Origin of the sequence: Rhizobium sp. CFBP 13726 (assembly GCF_014841925.1) — a bacterium.
In the GTDB taxonomy this organism is placed as follows: Bacteria; Pseudomonadota; Alphaproteobacteria; order Rhizobiales; family Rhizobiaceae; genus Neorhizobium; species Neorhizobium soli.
Map to the genome: position 1 here is coordinate 14,816 of NZ_JACYUU010000008.1, position 22,428 is coordinate 37,243.

Genomic DNA, 22,428 nt, shown 5'->3' on the forward strand with positions numbered 1-22,428 from the left:
AGTGCTCGTTCTAACGAAGCGGGCCGTCTGCCCGTGCGGGCCGGGCGCCTGACATCTCACGCATTGCGCCGGCCAGACAAGCGGATCTTCGACCACGCGATGCATTTTTTCGGAGCTTCCGATGCCCTGTCTGCTTGGGATCGACAATGGCCTCACCGTCACCAAGGCGGTTGTCTTCGATGAGACGGGTGCCGTCCTGTCGGTGGCGCGGCGACGTATTCCCCAGATCATGACAAAAGCCCGCCATGTCGAGCGCGATATGGCAGGCCTCTGGGCGGCAACCGCCGAGGCCATTTCGGACGCGATTGCCGAAAGCGGCCGGCCGGCATCCGAGATCGCAGCGGTGGCCGCAACCGCTCATGGCGACGGGCTCTACCTTCTGGACCGCGACGGCAATCCGCTCGGCCACGGCATCCTGTCTCTCGACAGCCGCGGCGGCGACATCGTTGCCCACTGGGATGGCGATGGCACGGCAGAGGCGGCGCTGGCCTTGAGCGGCCAGCGCCCGCATGCATCCGCGCCGGCATCACTTCTGGCCCATATCCGAGAGCATGAACCTGAGCGGTTTGGTGCCATCGGAACGGCGTTTGCCTGCAAGGACTGGCTGCGTTACTGCCTGACCGGCACAATCGGCACGGACCTGACGGAAGCCAGCACTTCCTTCACCGAAGTAGCGTCGCAGGCCTACGCGCCTGACATCCTCGAGCTCTACGGCCTCGGCGCGCTTTCCGGCGCTCTGCCGGAGGTGGCGCTGCCGGATGCGGTGATCGGTGGCGTGACACCGCAGGCAGCGGCTTTGACCGGGCTTGTCGCCGGAACGCCTGTTGTCGCCGGCCTACATGATGTCACGGCCTCGTCGCTCGGCATCGGCGGTTATGGCGTGGGTCAGGTGGCAGTGGTGGCCGGCACCTATTCCATCAACGAGACTGTCTCGACGCGCCCCGTGGTCGATGCCCGCTGGTTCTGCCGAAACGGGTTGAGGTTCGGCGAGTGGAACAATATGGCGATTTCGCCGGCGTCTGCGGCAAACTATGACTGGTTCCTCGACCGCCTGTGTAAATCCGACCAGAAGGCGGCAGAGGTTGAGGGTGCTTCCATCCATGAGCGTCTCGGCCGCGAAATCGGTGAAGCAATCGAGCGTCCCTCGACGGTGCTGTTTCACCCCTACCTGTTCGGCTCTCCGCATGGATCGACGGCCAGCGCCGGATTCCTCGGCCTGCGCGGTTGGCACGGCCGGGCCGACATGCTGCGGGCGGTGATCGAGGGTATTGCCTTCAACCATCGGGTTCATGTGGGCGACCTGCGCCAGGGTTTTGAGATGAAGACGGCAAAGCTGACGGGCGGCATCTCCCGCAATCCGCTTTTTGCGCAGTTGTTTGCCGATGTGCTTGGGATGACGGTGACCGTCACGGACACCGAAGAGGCCGCAGCCTGGGGAGCCGCACTCTGTGCTGGCTCCGGTATCGGGCTTTTTTCCTCCCCGACGGATGATCCGCGCGATCTGGCCTCCATCGGCCACGACTACCATCCCGACCTTGTACGGCAAAAGGCGCTCGACGAGCGGTATGGCCTGCATAGCGATCTGGCGAAGGCGCTTGCGCCGCTCTGGCCCCGTATCGAAGCCTTCGGATCGGAGGGCGCGGAATGACCGCTGATACCCGCCGCGAGGCCATCGCCGCTTTTGTGATTGAACGCGGCGAAGCCCGTATCGACGATCTCGTGACCGAATTCGGCGTCTCGCGCATGACAATCCATCGGCACGTGGAGGACTTGGCAAGGCAGGGCGTGTTGCGCAAGCTGCATGGTGCCGTCAGCGCCCAGCCGTCAGGCGTCTATGAGAGCCTGTTCAGCTTCCGCAAGACCCGCTCGCTTGCCGCCAAGGCGGCGCTGGCCAGGGCTGCGGTTGGCGAGATCGAGCCGGGGAGCGTGATCCTCATCGATGATTCCACCACCGTCAACGCGCTCGCGCCGCATATCACGGAGGTGAGGCCGCTCACCGTCGTCACCAACAGCCTTGATCTTTCGGAACGGCTGAGCGGGGTTGATGAGGTGAAGCTGCTTTGTCTCGGTGGCGAATATCACCCGACCTATCACGCCTTTATCGGCCATCTCTGCGAAAGCGCCTTGTCGCGCCTGCGCGTCAATCTCTTGATATGCTCGGCGTCGGCGATCAGCGGCACCTCTGCTATGATCCAGGATCCGCTCGTCGTGCGCGTCAAGCAGGCGATGATGGCTTCCGCCGTGCGCAAGGTTCTGCTGGTGGATTCGGAGAAATTCGACCGGGTGGCGCTGCACCTTTTTGCCGATCTCAAAGAGTTCGACGTGGTTTACGTCGATGATCGCCTTTCCGTAAAAACAGCCGATGCCCTACGGGCGGCCGGTGTTAGCCTCAAGCTGGTGACGGAAAATGACTGATATTGAAGACGTGGACGTTCTGATCCTTGGCGCTGGCATCAATGGAGCCGGGGTGTTTCGCGATCTCTGCGAGCAGGGGCTGACCTGCGTCATCTCCGACAAAGCCGATTTCGGTTCCGGCACCTCGGCGGCCCCTTCGCGCCTCATCCATGGCGGAATCAAATATCTTGAGACGGGCGAGTTTCGCCTTGTCGCGCAGTCGACTCTGGAGCGCAATCTTCTCCTCAAGAACGCGCCGCATTGCGTCAGCCGCCTGCCGACGGTGATCCCCATCTTCTCCTGGTTCAAAGGAATTCCGGCAGCACTTCGCACGCTCTTCGGCTCTACAACGGCGCCGCGAAGCCGTGGCGCGGTGCTGATGAAGATCGGTCTCGCGCTTTACGATTTCTATGGCTCGCGTCATCGCATGATGCCGCGCCATTCGCTGTGGAGCAAGGCGCGGGCACTCGCCACCATTCCGGCGCTCACGCCGCGCATTGTGGCGGCCGGCCTCTACTACGACGCCAAGATCAGTCATCCGGAACGGCTGGTGCTGGAACTCGTCGAGGATGGCCTGCGGGCAAGTCCTTCGTCACGTGCCCTAAATTATACGCGGATCGGTGGCACGGATGGGCAGGCCGTGGTCCTCGTCGATGAGGACGGGAATGAGCAGCGTATTCGCCCACGCCTCGTCATCAATGCCGCCGGCCCCTGGATCGACCGGGTCAATGAAGATCTGGGTGTAACCTCCCGCCTGATCGGCGGCACCAAGGGGTCCCACATTCTTCTCGATCATCCGGATCTCATCGAAACGCTCGGCGGGCGGATGATCTATTTCGAGGCGGATGATGGGCGCATCTGCCTCGTGTTCGATTATCTCGGCAAGGCGCTGGTCGGCTCGACAGATATTCGCGACGACGACCCGGATCAGGTCACCTGCAGCGATGCCGAGATCGATTACCTGCTGCAGAGCCTCAGCGGCCTGTTGCCGGGTCTTTCCTTCGACCGCAGCCAGATCGTCTATACCTATGCCGGCATCCGCCCGCTCCCGGCCTCCGATAGCACGGCCCCCGGCCTGATCAGCCGCGATCATTCGGCACCGGTCATCGAGCCGGAGGGGGAGAGACCGTGGCCGATTGTCTCGCTCGTCGGCGGCAAGTGGACGACATTTCGCGGCTTTGCCGAGGAAGTGACCGACATGGTTCTGGTCCGGCTTCAGCAGACGCGCCGCATCAGCACGCAAAGCTTGGCCATTGGAGGAGGACGCGGTTTTCCGCGCGAGAACGAGCGGGTCAAGTGGCTGGACATGGCCTGCTCAAGGACCGGCGTGGATCAGGCTCGCGCCGACACGCTGCTATCGCGTTATGGCACGACGGCGCTTGCCATTCTGGAAGCCGAAGGGAATACGCCCACCATGCTGGCGGATGCACCGGATTATTCATTTGATGAATTGGCCTGGATTACGGGCCATGAGCAGGTGGCGCATCTGGACGATCTTGTGCTGCGCCGCACGGCGCTTGCCATCACCGGCCGCCTCAGCGGACGCGATCTAGATGCCATGGCAGATCGCATGGCGGCGCAGAAAGACTGGAACCCGGAGCGTCTTGCGGTGGAACTTCGCGCCACCAAGGCAAGACTTGCCGCGCGTCACGGGTTTTCGTTTGCTTGAGCAGCTCGGCGACTCCGCCGGTCGCACTTGCCTCAAACCGGTATATTCAAGACCAGCCGAATACGTTTCGTGCCGAGACGGCACCGATGGGTTGTTTTGTTTCCAACCGCGTCAGGCGGCAATACAACGAAAACCCAGTACTTTCTCTTATATCCAGAATAACACGTCCTGCGCGTATTTATTTAGGTATTCAGAAGCGCTTTTTCCTCGAACCGATTGCCGCGTTTTTTGTATCCATCGCGGTCATGGGATTGATGCAGATTTTGGTATGAACTCAATCTGTTAGACTGCAAGCCTACGAGAGTTTCGAAGTTCGTTTTTAGGGACTTGCATATGGATAAGCTCCAGTCTGTTAGCCTGCGCCGAGGGAAAGCAGACTAAATTTTCGATGGAGGCTCCTGTCCGGAGCAGGGTCACCAAGCCGCGCGCGATCAATCGGGCTTCCCTCCAAAGCATCTTCCTAGTGTCTAAGAGGAGATAGCGCCGAAAAGCTTGGTCCTTGCCCGATGTCCCAACACTCCAACTAGACACATGGCCTAAGAATTGCGTGTGACCGGGAGATAGTGAGCCGGGAGACGTCATTGGCAGTTTACGCGCCCATCCAATGCATCGTGATTGCGCTGAGCTGCATCGGAATGAGAGCGATCAGCGCATTTTTGCGCCATGATAGGACCAAAGCACTTGTGTTGCCGGTCATTGCCGTACGCGATCTCGAAGTAAGGCAAACCCTGATCGTCGCGAGCAACAGGAGTGCGTCTTTGCTCCGGGGTCGGGGGGCTGCGTCAAGCGTGGGCCGCTTGCATCTCGCATGCCATTGCTCTGTTGCCCCGGCATGAGCAGATCAAAAATCACCACGGACCTGACGATCCTGGTCATCGACGAGAACGCCATCCGGGGTTCGATCATCGAAGAGGGTTTGAACGAGGCGGGGCACCTGAATGTCAGGGTCATCCATGAGATGCAGGGCGTGGCGCGGCTGATCGAGACGATGGATCCGGATGTCATCATCATTGATATCGAAAATCCAAATCGTGACATGATGGAGCACATGTTCCAGCTCACCCGCATGATTTCGCGGCCAATTGCCATGTTCGTGGACAGATCCGATACGGCGGCGATCGAGGCTGCTGTTGATGCCGGGGTTTCCGCCTATGTGGTCGACGGGCTGAAGAAGGAGAGGATCAAGCCGATCCTCGATATGGCGGTGAGCCGCTTCAATGCCTTCAGCCGGTTGCAGCGCGAACTCGCCGAGGCACGCAGTGCGCTTGAAGAGCGCAAGGTCATCGAGAGGGCCAAGGGCATTTTGATGAAGATGCGGGGGATGAGCGAAGAACAGGCATACGCGCTCTTACGCCAGACGGCGATGAACGAGAAGAAGAAGCTGGCAGACATCGCGCAAAGCGTCGTCACGGCTGCAGGAATGCTGCTTTGAGCGCGGCATCGATTGGAGAATGCTGGTGAGTGATCGTGTTTCCACGCAATCTGGCGACAGCGCCGTCAAAGCGCCGTCACGTGTCCGCGGCAAGGAGCAGAGGCTTCTGCGCGCGGGATACATCCCTTTGATGGATGCCGCGATCCTGATCGTTGCAGCCGAGCTCGGCTTTGCGGAGAAAGAGGGACTGCGTCTAGAACTGGTACGGGATGTCACCTGGGCCAATCTGCGGGACCGGCTGGCGTTTCGTCAGTTCGACATTGCCCATATGCTGTCGCCGATGCCGGTCGCCTCCATGCTGGGGCTGGGATCCAATCCTTCGCCGACGATCACACCCTTTTCGCTTGGCCGCGGCGGCAATGCCATCACGCTGTCGGCGCGGATCTTCGAGCGGATGAAGTCGTTGACGGGGCTTGCTGATGATGCGGGCGCGCTTGCCAATGCGAAGGCTCTCGCGGCTCTACTCGCCGACATGCGCGCCCGCGGCGAAGCCATGCCGACGCTTGGCATGACCTATCCGTTTTCCTCGCACAATTACGAGTTCCGCTACTGGCTGGCAGCTGGCGGCATCAATCCGGACCGCGACGTCAAGCTGGTCGTAGTGCCGCCGCCGCTGACATCCGATGCGCTTTCGGCAGGCGCGATCGATGGATTTTGCGTCGGTGCGCCCTGGAACATGATCGCCTCTGAACGCGGGACTGGCAGGATCGTCGCGGCCAAGCAGGACATATGGCCTCTGGCGCCGGAGAAAGTGTTGGGCATGCGGCCGGAATGGGCTGAGACCAATGCCGATACGGTGTCGCGCCTCATCGTTGCGCTCGACAGGGCAGCGCGGTGGTGCGACGACGCCCAGAATCACAACGAACTCGCAGAGATCCTCAGCGCCCCCGATTATATCGCGGCGCCGACGAGCATTATCCGCAGTGTCCTCAGCGGCGAATTCAGTCTGGATGCGCAGGGCACGACGCGGGTCGTTCCCGACTACTTTCTCTACCACGGCAAGGCGGCAAACTATCCGCGGCCGGACCAGGCAAGCTGGATCTACAGCCAGATGATCCGCTGGGGGCAGGCTGATTTCAGCGAAGAAGGCATGGCACGGGTCACGAGCGCCTTCCGGCCCGACCTCTACGAGATGGCGCTGGGTGCAAACGCGGCCACCCCGGATGAGCCGGGCGAACGAAGTGCATCGGGATATGATGGCTTCATGGACGGGGAGATTTTCGACCCTCGTGATGTGCAGGCCTATGCGGAGCGTTTTGCGGTTCGCTCGACGTCATCAGGCGACGACGTGACCGAAGCGTAATCGCGCGGTGCGCAAAGCTGAGGCATCTGCATCGAAAGTCAGGCTTCATAACGTGCAGCGCCGTTTTCGCCGCGATTGGTCGCGCATTCGGCAACTGCCGGAAAATGCGAGCTAATAGTTCTCGTTGATGGCTGGATTTCGAGCTGGCACGATGTTTGCTTGTATCTAATTGTCCGCGGCCAATGGCGATCGCAGGACAGATGAGCGCCCGATCAGGCGCAAATACCCATCCGACACCGACGTCGCATGCTCCCTTGCCGTCCGGCGCTTATCGCCCGGACCCGGCAGACGGGCACGCGGCGTTTTTTTGTTTCCGGATCTCCGTCACACCAGAGGGGCACAACGCTATGACGAAGACTACAGGAATGAACATCAACCGCCGGCAGATCCTGAAGATCAGTTCTGCCGTTGCTCTGGCAAGTGCTGTGCGCGCCGCATTTCCGTCCGGCGCCTTCGCCGCCTCGGCAGGTCCGGAAGTCAGCGGCCTCAAGATCGGCTACATCGCGCTGACCGACGCCGCGCCGCTGATCATTGCACAGGAAAAGGGCCTGTTTGCCAAGCATGGCCTGCCGGATGTGGAAGTGCTCAAACAGGCATCCTGGGGCGCGACGCGCGACAATCTCGTGCTCAGCGGTGCCGCCAACGGCATCGACGGTGCGCATATCCTCACCCCGTTGCCCTATCTCATGTCCACCGGCAAGGTGACCCAGAACAACGTACCGGTGCCAATGTCGATCGTTGCCCGCCTCAACCTCGACAGCCAAGGCATTTCGGTTGCCAAGGAATATGCCGGGACCGGGGTCCAGCTCGATGCTTCCAAGCTGCGGGAGGCGTTTGCCGCCAAGAAGGCTGCCGGCAGCGAGATCAAGGTCGCCATGACATTTCCCGGCGGCACCCATGATCTCTGGATCCGCTACTGGCTTGCCGCCGGCGGCATCGATCCGGACAAGGACGTGTCGACGATCGTGGTGCCGCCGCCGCAGATGGTGGCGAACATGAAGGTCGGCAACATGGACGCCTTCTGCGTCGGCGAGCCTTGGAACGAGCAGCTCGTCAACCAGGGTATCGGCTTCACTGCCTGCACCACCGGCGAGATGTGGAAAGGTCATCCGGAAAAGGCGCTCGGGCTTCGCTCCGACTGGATCGAGAAGAACCCGAATGCCGCGCGTGCGCTGATGATGGCCGTCATGGAAGCCCAGATGTGGGCCGACAGCATGGACAACAAGGAAGAGATGGCCGCCATTCTTGGCAAGCGCCAGTGGTTCAACGTGCCGCCGAAGGATGTCGCCGGACGCCTCAAGGGCACCATCAACTACGGCAACGGGCGCCTTGTTGAGAACACCGGGCTGGAGATGAAGTTCTGGAAGGACCATGCCTCCTATCCGTTCAAGAGCCACGACGCCTGGTTCCTCACCGAGAACGTCCGCTGGGGCAAGTTCGCACCCGACACCGACATCAAGGCGCTGGTCGACAAGGTCAACCGCGAAGACATCTGGCGCGCGGCAGCAGCCGATCTGGGCATCGCTGCCGCCGACGTTCCGGCGTCGAGCTCGCGTGGAAAAGAGACCTTCTTCGACGGCAAGGTCTTCGATCCGGAAAACCCGAAGGCCTATCTCGAGAGCCTGACGATCAAGGCAAGTGCCTGAAGCAGCGGCCCCTCACGCGGCAGCGGATGAGGGGCCTGTCTTGTCCAGAACGAACATCACTTGAAGGGATCACCATGACTGCAACAGCCCGCAAGTCAGACCAGGCGACAACGCCAGAAACGCCGGCGGCGTCGGAGAAAAGCGCGACCGTTGTCATGATGGTCCAGCCCCCAGCCCGCAAGCTCAACATCCGGCATGCCGCCACTGCCGTCTGTCGCAACGTACTGCCGCCGCTGGTGGTGCTGATCGCGCTCCTCGCCATCTGGCAGATCGCCTGCTCCGGTGCTGGCGCTACTTTGCCACCGCCATCGCAGGTCTGGATCGACAGCTATGACCTGATCGCCCATCCGTTCTTCGATTTCGGGCCGCAGGACATAGGTCTTGCCTGGCGCGTGCTGATCTCGCTTCAGCGTGTCGCGATCGGCTTCGGGCTTGCAGCGGTGGTCGGCGTCTTCCTCGGCGCCCTTGTCGGGCAGTCGGTCTGGGCCATGCGGGGTCTCGACCCGATCTTCCAGATCCTGCGGACGGTGCCACCGCTTGCCTGGCTGCCGCTCTCGCTCGCCGCCTTCCAGAATTCCAATCCATCGGCGATCTTCGTGATCTTCATCACCTCGATCTGGCCTGTCATCATCAACACCGCCGTCGGCGTGCGCAACATTCCGGATGACTATCGCAACATCGCCCGGGTGCTGCGCCTCAATCAGCTCGAGTTCTTCATCCGCATCATGGTGCCGGCGGCAGCCCCTTACATCTTCACCGGCCTTCGCATCGGCATCGGCTTGTCGTGGCTTGCCATCGTTGCCGCGGAAATGCTGACCGGCGGCGTCGGCATCGGCTTCTTCATCTGGGATGCGTGGAATTCCTCGCGCCTCACCGATATCATCGTGGCGCTCGCCTATATCGGCGTGACCGGCTTCGTCCTCGACAAGCTGGTGGGCCTGCTCGGCTCGATCGTCACCCGCGGCACCGCCAGGAATTGAGGAGACGGCCATGAGCGCCTACCTGAAAATCGATCACGTCGACAAGAACTTCGAACGCGCCGGCACAAAAACAGAGGTGCTGAAGGACATCTCGCTCACCATCGACAAGGGCGAGTTCGTCTCCATCATCGGCCATTCCGGTTGTGGCAAGTCGACCCTGCTGAACCTGATCGCCGGCTTGACGCGGGTTTCCGCCGGTGCCGTCCTGCTCGAAAACGTAGAGGTCAATGCGCCGGGCCCGGAACGCGCCGTCGTTTTCCAGAACCATTCGCTGCTGCCCTGGCTGACCGTCTATGAAAACGTCAATCTTGCGGTCTCCAAGGTTTTCGCCGGCAGGAAGACGCGGGCCGAAAAGCATGACTGGGTGATGCGCAACCTGGACCTCGTCCAGATGGGGCATGCCAAGGAGAAGCGCCCTTCCGAAATTTCCGGCGGTATGAAGCAGCGCGTCGGCATTGCCCGGGCGCTCGCCATGGAACCGAAGATCCTCCTGCTCGACGAACCTTTCGGCGCGCTCGATGCGCTTACCCGCGCCCATCTGCAGGATGCGGTGATGGAGATCCATTCCCGCCTTGGCAACACGATGATCATGATCACCCATGACGTCGACGAGGCCGTGCTGCTCTCCGACCGCATCGTCATGATGACCAACGGCCCGGCCGCCCGCATCGGTGAAGTGCTTGACGTGCCCATCCCGCGGGTGCGCGACCGCATCGCGCTCGCGGCCGACCGAACCTACCTCAAGTCCCGCGGAGCTGTGCTGAAGTTCCTCTACGAACGTCACCGCTTCGTCGAAGCTGCGGAGTAACCGACATGACGGAAAAGATCGTTATCATCGGCAACGGCATGGCGCCCGGTCGCATGCTGGAAGAGCTCTTCGAAAAGGCCCCCGGTCGTTTCGACGTGACCATTTTCAACGCCGAACCCCGCGTCAACTATGACCGCATCATGCTCTCGCCGGTTCTGTCCGGCGAAAAGTGCTACGACGACATCGTCATCCACAATGACCACTGGTACGCCACCCATGGCGTGACCCTGCACAAGGGTGCAAGGGTCACTGAGATCGACCGCCAGGCGAAGACGGTCACCTCGGCCAACGGCATTACCGCAGCCTATGACAAGCTTGTCATCGCCACCGGTTCTCTCCCGTTCATCATCCCGGTTCCGGGTCACCAATTGCCCGGCGTTCTCGCCTACCGCGATCTCGCCGATGTCGAGAAGATGGTCGAGATTGCGGGCGCCAAGGGCCGCGCCATCGTCATCGGCGCCGGGCTGCTGGGCTTGGAGGCTGCTTACGGGCTGAAGCGGCAGGGCATGGAGGTGACCGTCATTCACCTCAACCCGACCATCATGGACCGTCAGCTCGATCCGCCGGCCGCCTATCTGCTCGAAAAGGCGCTGACCGAACGCGGCATCGACATCATCACCAAGGCCAATACCAAGCGGATCCTTGGCACCGACAAGGTCGAGGGTATCGAGCTGGATGACGGCCGCGTCATCACCGGCGATATGGTGATCATGGCCGTCGGCATCCGCCCGGCCTCGAGCCTTGCCAAGGATGCCGGCATCGCTGTCAACCGCGGCATCGTCGTCGACGACGGCATGATGACCTCTGACCCCAATGTCTTTTCGCTTGGCGAATGCGCCGAACACCGCGGGATCTGCTACGGGCTCGTTGCGCCCCTTTATGAAGCAGCCCGGGTTCTCGCTGATCGCCTCATCGGCGGGACCAGCGAATATCATGGCTCCGTCGTCAACACGAAGCTCAAGGTCACCGGCATCAACCTGTTTTCGGCAGGCGATTTTGCCGAAGCGCCCGACCGCGAGGAAATCGTGCTGCGCGATGCGTCCGCCGGTATCTACAAGCGGCTGGTGCTGAAGGACAATGGCATCATCGGCGCGGTACTCTACGGCGAGACGGCGGATGGCTCTTGGTTCTTCGACCTGATGAAACGCGGGACGGATATCTCGCAAATGCGCGACACCCTGATATTCGGCCAGTCCTACCAGGGAGGGTCTCCGCTGGACCCTATGGCGGCCGTTGCAGCCTTGCCGGATGATGCGGAAATCTGCGGCTGCAACGGCGTCTGCAAGGGCAAGATCACCACGACCATCACCGGCAAGGGTCTGATCTCGCTGGATGACGTCCGCGCCCATACAAAGGCATCCGCATCCTGCGGTTCCTGCACCGGCCTCGTCGAGCAGCTGATGGCGCTGACGCTGGGCGATGCTTACAACCCGGCCGCCGTCACGCCGATGTGCACCTGCACCGAGCTTGGCCACGACGACGTCCGCCGCCTGATCAAGGCGAAGACCCTGAAGACCATTCCGGCCGTGATGCAGGAACTGGAGTGGAGGACCTCCTGCGGCTGCGCCAAATGCCGCCCTGCGCTCAACTACTACCTCGTCTGCGACTGGCCGGACGAATATGCCGACGACTACCAGTCGCGCTATATCAACGAGCGTGTGCATGCCAACATCCAGAAGGATGGCACCTATTCGGTCGTGCCGCGCATGTGGGGCGGCGTCACCAATGCGGCGGAACTTCGCGCCATCGCCGATGTCGTCGACAAGTTCGAAATACCGATGGTGAAGGTGACCGGCGGCCAGCGCATCGATTTGCTCGGCATCGAGAAGGAAGATCTGCCGGCCGTCTGGGCCGACCTCGGCAAGGCCGGATTCATCTCGGGTCAGGCCTATGCCAAAGGCTTGCGCACGGTAAAAACCTGCGTCGGTTCCGACTGGTGCCGCTTCGGCACGCAGGATTCGACCGGGTTCGGCATCCGCGTCGAGAAGTTCATGTGGGGCTCGTGGACACCAGCCAAACTGAAACTTGCCGTCTCCGGCTGTCCGCGCAACTGCGCCGAAGCCACCTGCAAGGATATCGGAGTGATCTGCGTCGACAGCGGTTTCGAGATCCATTTCGCCGGTGCCGCCGGTCTCGACATCAAGGGCACGGATGTTTTGGGTCTGGTGAAAACCGAGGATGAGGCGCTGGAGCATATCGTGGCGCTCACCCAGATGTATCGCGAGCAGGGCCGTTACCTTGAGCGCATCTACAAATGGGCCAAACGCATTGGCCATGACGAGATCCGCCGCCAGATCATGGGCGATCCCGAAAAACGCCGTGCCTATTACGACCGTTTCGTGTTCTCCCAGACATTCGCCCAGGTCGACCCCTGGTCGGAGCGTGTCTCGGGCAAGGACAAGCACGAGTTCAAGCCCATGGCGACCATCAGCTACAACCAGGCAGCGGAGTGAGGCGATGAACAGCAACTGGATGACGATCGGTCGAATCGACGACATTCCGCTGCGCGGGGCGCGTTGCGTAAAGACGCCGCAGGGCAAGGTTGCCGTGTTTCGCACGGCCGAAAACGAGGTCTTTGCAATCGAGGACCGTTGCCCGCACAAGGGCGGTCCGCTCTCCCAGGGCATCGTCCATGGCAAGGCCGTGACCTGCCCCTTGCACAACTGGGTGATCTCGCTTGAGAGCGGCCGCGCACTCGGCGCCGACGAAGGCTCCGTCGCGACACTGCCGCTGCGCAACACGGACGGCGAATTGTCCATCCTCCTAGAGAGGCGGCTGGAAGCGGCCGAGTGAACACCCCCATCCTGCATATTCCCAAGGAGGCAATGATGCTGTCAAAATCAGACGTGACCGAGATGATCTACGAGAAGAAGCGGCAGGCCGGCCTGAGCTGGGCCTCGATTGCCGAAGGGATCGGCATGAGCGAGGTATTTGTTACCTCGGCCTGCCTTGGAATGAATGCGCTGCCACGCGTGAAGGCCGATCTTCTGGTGCGCGATCTCGGTCTGCCCCAGGAATGTGCTGTCGTCCTGGCGGAGTTCCCGACCAAGGTCTGGGGTCGCGATATCCCTACCGATCCCTGCATCTACCGGCTCTACGAGATCGTTGGAGTTTACGGCGAGACCCTGAAAGAACTCATCCAGGAGAAATGCGGGAACGGCATCATGAGCGCCATCGATTTTGACATGGTGGTGGAGAAGGTTGCCAATCCGAAGGGCGACCGCATTGAGATCCGCATGAGCGGAAAATATCTCGGTTACAATAGTTGGTGAGATGCGGGAAGCCACCATGTCCGGTGTAACCAAGACGAGCTGCCCCTATTGCGGTGNCGATCCTGACCATCCCGCCAATTACGGAAGGCTTTGTTCGAAAGGCTCGGCGCTGGCCGAAACGCTGGATATGGACGGTCGCGCACTTTACCCTCGAGTTCATGGCGAAAGAGCCGGCTGGGACGAAGCGCTCGATCTCGTTGCCGCAAACTTCCAGCGGGCCATCGCCGATCACGGCCCAGATTCCGTTGCCTTCTATGTTTCCGGGCAGATGTTGACCGAAGATTATTATGTCGCCAACAAGCTGATGAAGGGGTTTATCGGCTCCGCCAACATAGACACCAACTCACGCCTGTGCATGGCCTCGTCCGTTGCCGGTCATCGCCGCGCCTTCGGCGCCGATACCGTCCCGGCCTGCTATGAGGACTTGGAGCTGGCGGATCTCGTGGTCCTGGTCGGCTCCAACATGGCCTGGTGCCATCCTGTCCTTTACCAGCGTCTGGCGGCGGCCAAGGCTGCCCGGCCTTCCATGAAGGTGGTGGTGATCGACCCGCGCAAAACCGCGACCAGCGACATCGCCGATCTGCATCTGGCCGTGGCCGCCGATGGCGACATAGCCCTGTTCAACGGCCTGCTCACCTATCTGTCCGAGACCGGAGCGGTGGACGAAAACTACGTGTCAAGGCACACATCCGGGTTCCCCGAAGCGTTGATGGCAGCGGCATCTGGCTCTGTCTCTGACCTTTCGGAGGCGACGGGCGTGTCCGGCATGCTCATCCGTCAGTTCTACCGTCTCTTCGGACAAACCGAGAAGGTCGTCACCTGCTACAGCCAGGGCGTCAACCAGTCTGCCGTCGGCACGGACAAGGTCAATGCCATCATCAACTGCCATCTCGCAACCGGCCGGATCGGCCGGCCTGGAATGGGACCGCTGTCGCTGACCGGCCAGCCCAACGCCATGGGCGGGCGCGAAGTCGGCGGTCTCGCCAACATGCTGGCGGCCCACATGGCGATCGAGAACCCGGTTCACAGGGATCGGGTGCAGCGCTTCTGGAAGTCACCCACCATCGCCGACAGACCCGGCCTGAAGGCTGTCGACATGTTCGAGGCGGTGGCGGACGGGCGGATCAAGGCGATCTGGATCATGTCGACCAATCCGGTTGTCTCCATGCCGGATGCCGATGCGGTCAAGGCGGCCCTGCAAGCCTGTCCCTTCGTGGTGGTCTCGGACATCCAGAAGGATACCGACACCGCGCGTCTCGCCCATGTTTTGCTTCCGGCCACCGGATGGGGCGAAAAATCCGGCACGGTGACGAATTCGGAGCGTCGGATCTCCCGGCAGAGACCGTTCCTATCTGAGCCGGGCGAGGCCCGCGCCGACTGGTGGCAGATGGCTGAGGTGGCTAAGCGTATGGGGTTCGGCCCGGCTTTCGATTACGGCGCTCCGGGCGAGATCTTCGCCGAGCACGCGGCCCTATCCGCCTTCGAGAACGAGGGCGAGCGCGATTTCGACATCGGCGCCCATGCCGCAATCAGCCACAGCGCTTATGAGGAGCTCCAGCCATTCCAGTGGCCGTCGCGTTGTGACGGTTCAACGCTTGCCCGTTTCTTTGCCGATGGTGGTTTCTTCACTGCCGATCGAAGGGCTCGTCTCGTACCGGTCGTGACGCCTGCGCTGGAAAAGACGGGTGCCTGTTTTCCCTTCACCCTCAATACGGGCCGGATCCGCGATCACTGGCATACGATGACGCGCACGGGAAAGAGCACCCGGCTCTCCGCCCATATCGCGGAGCCCTTCTGCGAGATCCATCCGGCGGACGCGGCGAACGTCGGTATCGGCGATGCCGACCTCGTGCATGTCGAAGGCGAAAACGGCAGGTCGATCATCGTGCGCGCCCTGTTGACTGAACGGCAGATGCGGGGGTCGGTCTTCGTTCCCATGCACTGGACCGGCGAGACGGCGCCGGGTGCCCGCGTCGATACGCTGGTTCCACGCCGCGTCGATCCGGTGTCCGGCCAGCCTGCCTTGAAGATGGCGCGCGTTTCCGTTTCCCGCCACGAGGCGCAAGCGCATGGCTTCCTGGTGACGGCGAAGCGTCCGCTCGACCTCCCGTTTGCCTATTGGGCGATCGCGAGAACCGAAGGCGGTTACCGACTGGAATTTGCAGGCGATCCGCCCGCCGATGGCTGGGAGGACTGGTTGCGGCGCAGCTTGCGGCTCGACGAGCGCCAGGACTTCTCCGGTTACCTCGACCGGCAGGCCGGGGATCACCGCCTGCTCGCCTTTGGCGGAGAGCATCTGCTCGCAGCCTTGTTCGTGTCATCTGAACCGGTCAGCGTATCGCGGCAATGGGCGGTCGAGCAGCTGAAGGAGCGGCATGTAGACAGCCGCACCCGTTCCATGCTCATAGCCGGCCGTCCGGCAGCGGGGCGACCGGACAAGGGCGCGATCGTCTGCTCTTGTTTTTCGGTCGGTATCAATGAGATTAGTGCCGCCGCCCATCGCGGTTGCCGTTCTGTGGAAGCCGTCGGCCTAGTCTTGAATGCCGGAACCAATTGCGGCTCCTGCCGCCCCGAAATCAGGAGGATCCTGGATGCGACGCAAACCCTTGCAGCAGAGTGACGGAAACGAACGCATCGCAGCACTCGCCAAGCTGCCGGTCTTCTGGAACCTTTCGGGCAAGCGGGCGGTCATGGCGGGCGGATCGGATGGCGCCGCCTGGAAGGCAGAGCTTCTGCAGGCCTGCGGCGCTGAGGTGGAGCTCTACTGCGAAACCGCTGAGCTTGGCGACACGATGAAGGCGTTGGTCGCGCGGACCGGGCTGACGCATCATGACCATCCCTGGCATTGCGGTATCTTCGCCGGGGCGTCGCTGGCGCTCGCCGACTGCGAGACCGAAGCCGAGGCGCAGGCCTTCTCCTGCGCGGCGCGCGCGGCCGGCATCCCCGTCAATGTGATCGACAAGCCTGCCTATTGCCAGTTCCAGTTCGGCTCGATCGTCAACCGGTCTCCGGTGATCGTGTCGATCTCGACGGACGGGGCGGCACCGATTCTGGCCCAGGCGATCCGCCAGCGGATCGAAACACTGTTGCCGCCGGCGCTGAAGCAATGGGCAGGCCTTGCGCAGTCGGTGCGGGAGGCGGTCAACCGCCGGCTTTCGCCGGGTCCGGCAAGACGCCTTTTCTGGGAGCGTTTCGTTGCCCGAAGCCTCTCGACCAACGAGCCACCAGCGCAAGATACCGCGGACCGGTTGCTCGCCACCGCCGAGCAGATCGCCTCGGTTCCGAGTTTGGGATCGGTGACCCTGGTCGGTGCGGGGCCGGGAGATGCCGAACTGCTCACGCTCAAGGCCATGCGGGCGCTGCAGGCCGCCGATGTCATCCTGTTCGATGATCTTGTCTCGCCGGAGGTGCTGGAACTGGCGAGGCGTGAGGCAAAGCGGTTCCTCGTCGGCAAGAGAGGCGGACGGGAGAGCTGTCGCCAGGATGACATCAACGACATGATGGTGCGGTTCGCAAAGGACGGCAAACGCGTTGTCCGGCTTAAATCCGGTGACCCGATGATCTTCGGGCGGGCTGGCGAAGAAATCGCCCGGCTGCAAAGCGAGGGCATTGCGGTAGACGTGGTGCCGGGCATCACCGCAGCGTCGGCCATGGCTGCGTCGCTGAAGACATCGCTCACCAACCGCGACCACGCCCAGCAGGTCCGCTTCGTCACGGCCCATTCGCGGGATCATGAACTGCCCCAGACCGTCGACTGGGCCTCGCTCGCCAAACCCGACCAGACCTCGGTATTCTACATGGGCGGACGCATGGCAGGCCAGATCGAGCAGCGCTTGATGGACAACGGGATGACAGCTGACACGCCCGTTGTCGTTGTCTCCTCCGTCAGCCGCACGCACGAACATCGCTGGGCTGGTCCGCTCGCAAGCCTTGGCGATGCCATGCGCACGATCGGCGTCGAGGAGCCTGTGCTGATCGGGGTCGGAGATGTGTTCGGCGCGGTCGCCGGAGAACACGGTCAAAGTTTCGACCAGGAAGGGCAGGAGCATCGGGTTGGAAGCGTTTGAGCGATGCTGAGCGACGTCGCTGGGAGGGAGCGGCAAACAAAGGATAGGCCCTGAATGCGCCGAGACTTGCAAAAGTTGCTACATTCTACTTCCGTGCGCCACGTGGCAGTAACTTCGATGGCCTGCCGTGACGCCGGCCGGTGTCGTTCGTCTTTGCAACCAACGCAGTGTGTGAAAACTGACGCACGATCGGATTTGGCTTGACCTAGCTCCGCGCTCTGATGCGATCTCGACGAAGACTTACGTTCGGCACGGATCTCTCTTAAATAGTGCGTCGATCTGAGGCGCGTTTTGAGAAAACGATTGCCAGAGGAGCACGGCCAGAACGAACATCACATTCCAGGCAATCACCACGTCCGAGAGGAAGTGGCCTCCGAACATCACTCGGTTGAATGAGAAGGCTGCCGCGACAATGCCGACCGCTGCGAGATAAGTTGTCCGGTGTCTGGGCGTGACGAACACGACAAGTGTGAGCAGCGCAAAGGCGCTTGCGGCCTCTCCCGAGATAAAGGAACAATTCCTGACGCATTGGTCGGTGAGCTGCCACGGAGGGGTAAAGATCGCACTGCCGCCGAATTCGTCGAGTGCTCTTGGACGCGCCCTCCCGACCAGTATCTTGATGACTTGAACGCCCAGCCCCGGACCTGCTGCAAAGAACGTCAGCACGAATAACAACTTATGCGGTGCGGCTGAGTATTTCGGGTTCCTGAGGAAAGGACTTGCAAGCAAAAGCACGATTGCAAACCCGATCACGACCCAAGGCAGAAGCCTGTTGAGGTCACGAAACGCAATGAGGAAACTGTATTCCTCGAAAGCGAAGCCCGCGATGGGATCCCAGAAATAACGACTGACGATCAGGTCGATTTCCGGCACAGTCGCAAAGATCAGCGATACAAAACCCAGAAGCATAAGCGCCTCTGGAAGCAAACGGTGTGCTTCGTCTTCAACGGTCTTCGGATTTGCTTTCTGAGCGTGGTTGAGATCAGTTACGTCCATGGGTGGTTCCTCTGTGAGGACCACGTTCTCTCGCCGGATTATCAAGATTTGACCGAGAACCGGAGAAGAGCATGTCAAAGTCAGAGAGTTTGACGATGATCTCATCGCTCGTGCTGGTCGTCGAGGACGACCAAGAGATTGCTTCCCTTATTGAAAAATATCTCGCAAGAGCCGGCTACAGGACGGTAAAGGCTTCGACAGGCCTAACGGCTCTCACCCATGTCCAGAGATTGCAGCCCGACCTGATCCTGCTCGATATCGGCCTGCCTGACATCGATGGCTTCGATCTTCTGGCGAGGGTCCGGGCAAATTCCAGCGTGCCTGTCATCTTCCTGTCGGCGATGGATGACAGTACCGACAAGTTGCTCGGCCTGAAGCTCGGCGCCGATGACTATGTCACCAAACCGTTCAACCCGCAGGAAGTCGTGGCGCGGGTGGGCGCTGTCCTCAAGCGCACCAGAGGCGTTGGCGCTCATGAGGTTGTCCGGCACGACGGGGTCGAGGTTCAGCTGGAGTCCCACATCGCGATTGCATCGACGGACAAAGGCCGGGTCGAACTGCCGCTGACCGCAACGGAGTTTCGCCTTCTCGTCTGTTTCGTCCGGTCGCCGTTCAAGACCTTCGAAAGAGCATCCTTGCTGGATGCGTGCATGCCCGAAAGCGATGCGCTCGATCGAACCGTCGATACGCATATCGCCAACCTGAGGCGAAAGCTGGCGAGTTGCGGCCTGGACGGCTTTATCGTTGCCGTGCGCGGGATAGGCTATCGTTTCGCGAGGTCGACAGGTGTCTAGACCGGCTCTATCAACACTGACGGCGGCTCTGGTTTCCGTCATTCAACTGATGACCATCGCGCTCCTCTATATCCTGACCGACTGGTATATCGATCATGCCGAATTATCGGCACTGGACGCGCTGCCCCCCGATGCGAAACGTGCCTGGGTCAGCATCAACAATGGCGAGATCCCCGCACCGAGCGATCTCGCGGCACTCGCGCCGCTCTATCCGACACTGGAAGAGGCGACCGAGGCGTCCCCTGTCGAGGGTGTTTTAGGTTTCGGATTTCTGCTGATCGTGTTTACCAGCGGCATTGGCGTCGTCCTGGCCTACCGGCTCGTCGCGCCGCTCACCCGCCTGACGGCCGCAGCCGAAAAGATCCGGCAGGGCGATTTTCAGGTCACGGTCGAACCGGGCGCAACCAAGGAAGTCGAAACGCTTGCGATCACCATCAATCGCATGGCGAGCGAGTTGCTTGCATTGGAGACCCGCCTGAAATTCAACACGCGCGCGGTGGCCCACGAACTGCGCACACCACTGACGGTGCTGCAGGGCAATCTGCAAGGCATGACTGACGGCGTCATTCCCGCCAGCGAAGACCAGTTGCGTGCGCTCTTGGCGCAGACACGGGGCATGTCGCGGCTGGTGGACCAGCTGAACACGCTCTCACTGGCGGGCACGATCGACTTTGTGTCCGCGACCACGGCGACCGACCTGGCCTTGCATGCTTCGGAGACGGTGACCCTGTTCCAGATCTCCGCAGGCGGTGATGTCAATTTCCGAACCTACCTTGCGCCCGCACCGGCAATGATCGATCCGGACCGTTTCCGCCAGGCTATCCTCGCTCTTCTGGAAAACGCACGGCGATACGCGGGCGATTTCGGGCCGATCGATGTTCATACCGGGGTGGATGACACGGGGCGGTCGTTCATTTCTGTCCAGGACAAGGGTCCAGGACTACCAGACTATGCGCAGCACTCCTCTTTCGACATGTTCTGGAGAAGCGAGAGGCTCAGCGGTCGTGGCACGAGCGGTTCAGGGCTTGGTCTGACGGTCGTCAAAGCGATTGCGGAAGGCCACAATGCCCGCTTGGAGGTCGGAAACAATCCTGACGGCGGCGCATACGCCAAGGTTACATTTGAGGTCGCGTAGACCTAAGCGATCCTGAGGACCCTCCAACCGAAATGGATGCGAACAGAGCCTGCCTGTCGCACCGGGTAAAAATCTACCGCTTCTGACCGGCAGCGGAAATGCCTCCACCTTGCGCCTCATGTCCGGTCGTCAAGCACTGCATCGCTCAGTTCATTCAGCGGGCCTAGCTTCGTGGTGTCGTCACGTCGTCGGTGTGCGTCGTCCATCCTGTTGAACGCAGCTTCCGGGATGGGCCCGCTGTTCGCACAATCCCGTATTCGCTACTTCCCTGAAATAGGAGTGGAGCGTCGTCTGAAGCGCTCATAGCGCTCCATCAGGGACAAATTTCACGCAAGTGGCAATGACGAGGAGACGTTTCATGGCTGGAAGCGGCAAAGCAACGGGCGCTGTCCTGATCGGCCTGGCGCACGCCCATGCCGAAGCGCCACCGGTCGACGTGATCATCGTGGGAGGCGGGTCCGCCGGAGCGGTGCTTGCGACGCGCCTCAGCGCCGATCCTCATCGCACCATACTGTTGCTGGAAGCGGGGCCTGATTTCGCGCCGAGCGCCTATCCGCAGAGCCTGACCGATGCCGGCACTGTGGGGACTCCGGATTTCGATTGGCACTATCACAGCGACGACACGACAAAGCTCGGCCATGACATTCCATTGCCGCGGGGCAGGGTGGTCGGTGGCAGTTCCGCCGTCAATGGCACGGTCGCCATGCGGGCACGGCCGTCCGACTTCGCACGCTGGGCGGCGCGCGGGATCGAAGGCTGGTCCTGGAACGATGTGTCGGCCGCTTACAAGGCTTTGGAAAACACCCCGACCGGCGACGATACCCTGCATGGTCGATCCGGCCCCTTTCCGGTCCGGCAGCGAACCCTCGAGGAACTGACCGCGTCCTCGCGCGGCTTCGTTCACGCCGCGTGGGCCTTGGGTCTGGCTGACGTTTCGGATTTTAACAGCGCGGCTGCGGACGGGGCAGGGGCCAATCCGCTCAACGTCGTCGACGAGAGGAGGATGAATACCGGCATCGTCTATCTCACCGAGGAGGTTCGCGCCCGCCCGAACCTCACCATCCGCGGCGAGACAGAAGTGGATCACGTTGTCTTCAGCGGCAATCGGGCCTCCGGCGTCCGGCTGGTGACGGGAGAGGTTTTGACCGGCGGCGAGATCATCCTGTCGGGCGGGGCGTTCGGAAGCCCGGCCATGCTGCTGCGCTCCGGCATCGGCCCTGCCGGCGATCTCAGCGCGCTCAAGATCCCTGTTCTGGTGGACTTGCCGGTCGGCGCGCGTCTCCAGGACCACCCGTTCTTCTACAACGTCTACGCACTGAAGGCCTCCGACAGGGCCATGAGCCCCGCAGCCGGTGCGCTTGTCTGGACGGGCTCATCGGCAGCGACCGGCGGCGATCTCGACCTCCAGGTCTCCGCGACCCACTTCATCGACCCGAAGGCGAGCCCGACGGGCGGCGCGATCGTTCTCGCGGCTGCAGTAACGCTGCCAAAGTCTGTCGGCAGCTTCCGCCTGGCCTCGCGCGATCCGCGCGTCGCGCCGCGCATCCACTATAACTTCTTCGACGACCCGAGCGATCTCGACAGGATGGTGGAAGCGGTCAGGCTGTCCCGCGAGATCGGCAGAACCGCTCCTTTCGCGGGCATGGTCGATCACGAGATGGCGCCCGGCGATGCCGTGCAAAGCGACGCGGACCTGCGCGCCAACATCATCGCCAACATCGCGGCTTACCAGCATCCGACCTCGACGGTTCCGATGGGGACAGACACCGACGAGACTGCCGTTGTCGATGCCTTCGGGCGCGTGCGCGGCACCGAGAACCTCCGCGTCGTCGACGCCTCCATCCTGCCAGACATCCCGTCGGTTCCGACCAACGTCACCACCATCATGGTCGCCGAGCGGATCGCCGCGCGCATCCTCGCCTGACCGGCCGG

17 protein-coding genes and 1 pseudogene are annotated in these 22,428 nt (G+C 61.7%); 17 read left to right on the forward strand and 1 reads right to left on the reverse strand.

Annotated elements, in window-relative coordinates; genetic code table 11:
• The first annotated feature begins 121 nt into the window (after positions 1-121).
• The 14 genes and pseudogenes from IFT66_RS22645 (at position 122) to cysG (ending at position 17,571) form a co-directional block, all read left to right on the forward strand.
• Entirely contained in the window at positions 122-1,648 is a 1,527-nt protein-coding gene (locus tag IFT66_RS22645; RefSeq protein ID WP_192079049.1) for an FGGY-family carbohydrate kinase, read from the forward strand.
• The gene (locus IFT66_RS22650) at positions 1,645-2,415 is read left to right on the forward strand and encodes a DeoR/GlpR family DNA-binding transcription regulator (protein WP_192079050.1); all 771 of its coding nucleotides are present in this window, start codon (positions 1,645-1,647) and stop codon (positions 2,413-2,415) included. Before IFT66_RS22645 ends, IFT66_RS22650 begins: the two co-directional genes overlap by 4 nt.
• Complete coding sequence (locus tag IFT66_RS22655; RefSeq protein ID WP_192079051.1) at positions 2,408-4,063, forward strand: glycerol-3-phosphate dehydrogenase/oxidase; 1,656 nt, start codon at positions 2,408-2,410, stop codon at positions 4,061-4,063. Before IFT66_RS22650 ends, IFT66_RS22655 begins: the two co-directional genes overlap by 8 nt.
• Positions 4,060-4,335 carry a hypothetical protein gene (locus tag IFT66_RS22660; protein WP_192079052.1) on the forward strand — a complete coding sequence of 92 codons (276 nt, stop codon included), beginning with the start codon at positions 4,060-4,062 and terminating at the stop codon, positions 4,333-4,335. Before IFT66_RS22655 ends, IFT66_RS22660 begins: the two co-directional genes overlap by 4 nt.
• Before the next feature lie 560 nt (positions 4,336-4,895).
• A complete protein-coding gene (locus IFT66_RS22665; protein WP_092663353.1) occupies positions 4,896-5,495 on the forward strand; it encodes an ANTAR domain-containing response regulator in 600 nt (199 codons plus the stop codon).
• Positions 5,496-5,520: 25 nt separating this feature from the next.
• Positions 5,521-6,798: a CmpA/NrtA family ABC transporter substrate-binding protein gene (locus IFT66_RS22670; protein ID WP_342344816.1), complete on the forward strand. Its 1,278-nt coding sequence runs from the start codon at positions 5,521-5,523 to the stop codon at positions 6,796-6,798.
• Positions 6,799-7,145: 347 nt separating this feature from the next.
• Entirely contained in the window at positions 7,146-8,444 is a 1,299-nt protein-coding gene (locus IFT66_RS22675) for a CmpA/NrtA family ABC transporter substrate-binding protein (RefSeq protein ID WP_192079054.1), read from the forward strand.
• A 74-nt stretch (positions 8,445-8,518) separates the two neighbouring features.
• Positions 8,519-9,424 (forward strand): nitrate ABC transporter permease, encoded by a 906-nt coding sequence (gene ntrB / locus IFT66_RS22680; RefSeq protein ID WP_192079055.1) that lies wholly within the window; start codon positions 8,519-8,521, stop codon positions 9,422-9,424.
• A 10-nt stretch (positions 9,425-9,434) separates the two neighbouring features.
• The gene (locus IFT66_RS22685; RefSeq protein WP_192079056.1) at positions 9,435-10,232 is read left to right on the forward strand and encodes an ABC transporter ATP-binding protein; all 798 of its coding nucleotides are present in this window, start codon (positions 9,435-9,437) and stop codon (positions 10,230-10,232) included.
• A 5-nt stretch (positions 10,233-10,237) separates the two neighbouring features.
• Positions 10,238-12,685, forward strand: coding sequence for a nitrite reductase large subunit NirB (nirB, locus tag IFT66_RS22690; RefSeq protein WP_192079057.1), 2,448 nt, complete (start codon positions 10,238-10,240; stop codon positions 12,683-12,685).
• A gap of 4 nt (positions 12,686-12,689) precedes the next feature.
• Positions 12,690-13,025: a nitrite reductase small subunit NirD gene (nirD, locus tag IFT66_RS22695; RefSeq protein WP_062463257.1), complete on the forward strand. Its 336-nt coding sequence runs from the start codon at positions 12,690-12,692 to the stop codon at positions 13,023-13,025.
• Entirely contained in the window at positions 13,022-13,504 is a 483-nt protein-coding gene (gene cynS, locus IFT66_RS22700; protein ID WP_244473977.1) for a cyanase, read from the forward strand. Before nirD ends, cynS begins: the two co-directional genes overlap by 4 nt.
• Positions 13,505-13,561: 57 nt before the next feature.
• Positions 13,562-16,124 (forward strand): annotated as a pseudogene (locus IFT66_RS22705) (nitrate reductase); the annotation flags it as partial.
• Positions 16,096-17,571, forward strand: a complete 1,476-nt coding sequence (cysG, locus tag IFT66_RS22710) for a siroheme synthase CysG (protein ID WP_192079059.1) — start codon at positions 16,096-16,098, stop codon at positions 17,569-17,571. The pseudogene IFT66_RS22705 and the gene cysG, both read left to right, overlap by 29 nt.
• A gap of 240 nt (positions 17,572-17,811) precedes the next feature.
• Here cysG and IFT66_RS22715 read toward each other — a convergent pair whose 3' ends face one another.
• Positions 17,812-18,567 (reverse strand): phosphatase PAP2 family protein, encoded by a 756-nt coding sequence (locus tag IFT66_RS22715; RefSeq protein WP_192079060.1) that lies wholly within the window; start codon positions 18,565-18,567, stop codon positions 17,812-17,814.
• Positions 18,568-18,662: 95 nt separating this feature from the next.
• On the opposite strand from IFT66_RS22715, the gene IFT66_RS22720 reads away from it, so the two are divergent.
• From IFT66_RS22720 to IFT66_RS22730, 3 genes are all read left to right on the forward strand, one after another.
• A complete protein-coding gene (locus tag IFT66_RS22720) occupies positions 18,663-19,361 on the forward strand; it encodes a response regulator transcription factor (RefSeq protein ID WP_062578313.1) in 699 nt (232 codons plus the stop codon).
• Between the two features lie 49 nt (positions 19,362-19,410).
• Complete coding sequence (locus IFT66_RS22725) at positions 19,411-20,496, forward strand: ATP-binding protein (protein WP_192079061.1); 1,086 nt, start codon at positions 19,411-19,413, stop codon at positions 20,494-20,496.
• A gap of 358 nt (positions 20,497-20,854) precedes the next feature.
• The gene (locus IFT66_RS22730; protein ID WP_199864925.1) at positions 20,855-22,420 is read left to right on the forward strand and encodes a GMC family oxidoreductase; all 1,566 of its coding nucleotides are present in this window, start codon (positions 20,855-20,857) and stop codon (positions 22,418-22,420) included.
• The last annotated feature ends 8 nt before the right edge of the window (positions 22,421-22,428 follow it).

Bases quoted from the DNA above. Each gene is read 5' to 3' on its own strand.
- IFT66_RS22645 (WP_192079049.1), top strand. From the start codon at position 122: ATGCCCTGTCTGCTTGGGATCGACAATGGCCTCACCGTCACCAAGGCG.
- IFT66_RS22650 (WP_192079050.1), top strand. From the start codon at position 1,645: ATGACCGCTGATACCCGCCGCGAGGCCATCGCCGCTTTTGTGATTGAA.
- IFT66_RS22655 (WP_192079051.1), top strand. From the start codon at position 2,408: ATGACTGATATTGAAGACGTGGACGTTCTGATCCTTGGCGCTGGCATC.
- IFT66_RS22665 (WP_092663353.1), top strand. From the start codon at position 4,896: ATGAGCAGATCAAAAATCACCACGGACCTGACGATCCTGGTCATCGAC.
- IFT66_RS22675 (WP_192079054.1), top strand. From the start codon at position 7,146: ATGACGAAGACTACAGGAATGAACATCAACCGCCGGCAGATCCTGAAG.
- ntrB (WP_192079055.1), top strand. From the start codon at position 8,519: ATGACTGCAACAGCCCGCAAGTCAGACCAGGCGACAACGCCAGAAACG.
- IFT66_RS22685 (WP_192079056.1), top strand. From the start codon at position 9,435: ATGAGCGCCTACCTGAAAATCGATCACGTCGACAAGAACTTCGAACGC.
- nirB (WP_192079057.1), top strand. From the start codon at position 10,238: ATGACGGAAAAGATCGTTATCATCGGCAACGGCATGGCGCCCGGTCGC.
- nirD (WP_062463257.1), top strand. From the start codon at position 12,690: ATGAACAGCAACTGGATGACGATCGGTCGAATCGACGACATTCCGCTG.
- cysG (WP_192079059.1), top strand. From the start codon at position 16,096: ATGCGACGCAAACCCTTGCAGCAGAGTGACGGAAACGAACGCATCGCA.
- IFT66_RS22715 (WP_192079060.1), bottom strand. From the start codon at position 18,567: ATGGACGTAACTGATCTCAACCACGCTCAGAAAGCAAATCCGAAGACC.
- IFT66_RS22720 (WP_062578313.1), top strand. From the start codon at position 18,663: ATGATCTCATCGCTCGTGCTGGTCGTCGAGGACGACCAAGAGATTGCT.
- IFT66_RS22725 (WP_192079061.1), top strand. From the start codon at position 19,411: ATGACCATCGCGCTCCTCTATATCCTGACCGACTGGTATATCGATCAT.
- IFT66_RS22730 (WP_199864925.1), top strand. From the start codon at position 20,855: ATGGCTGGAAGCGGCAAAGCAACGGGCGCTGTCCTGATCGGCCTGGCG.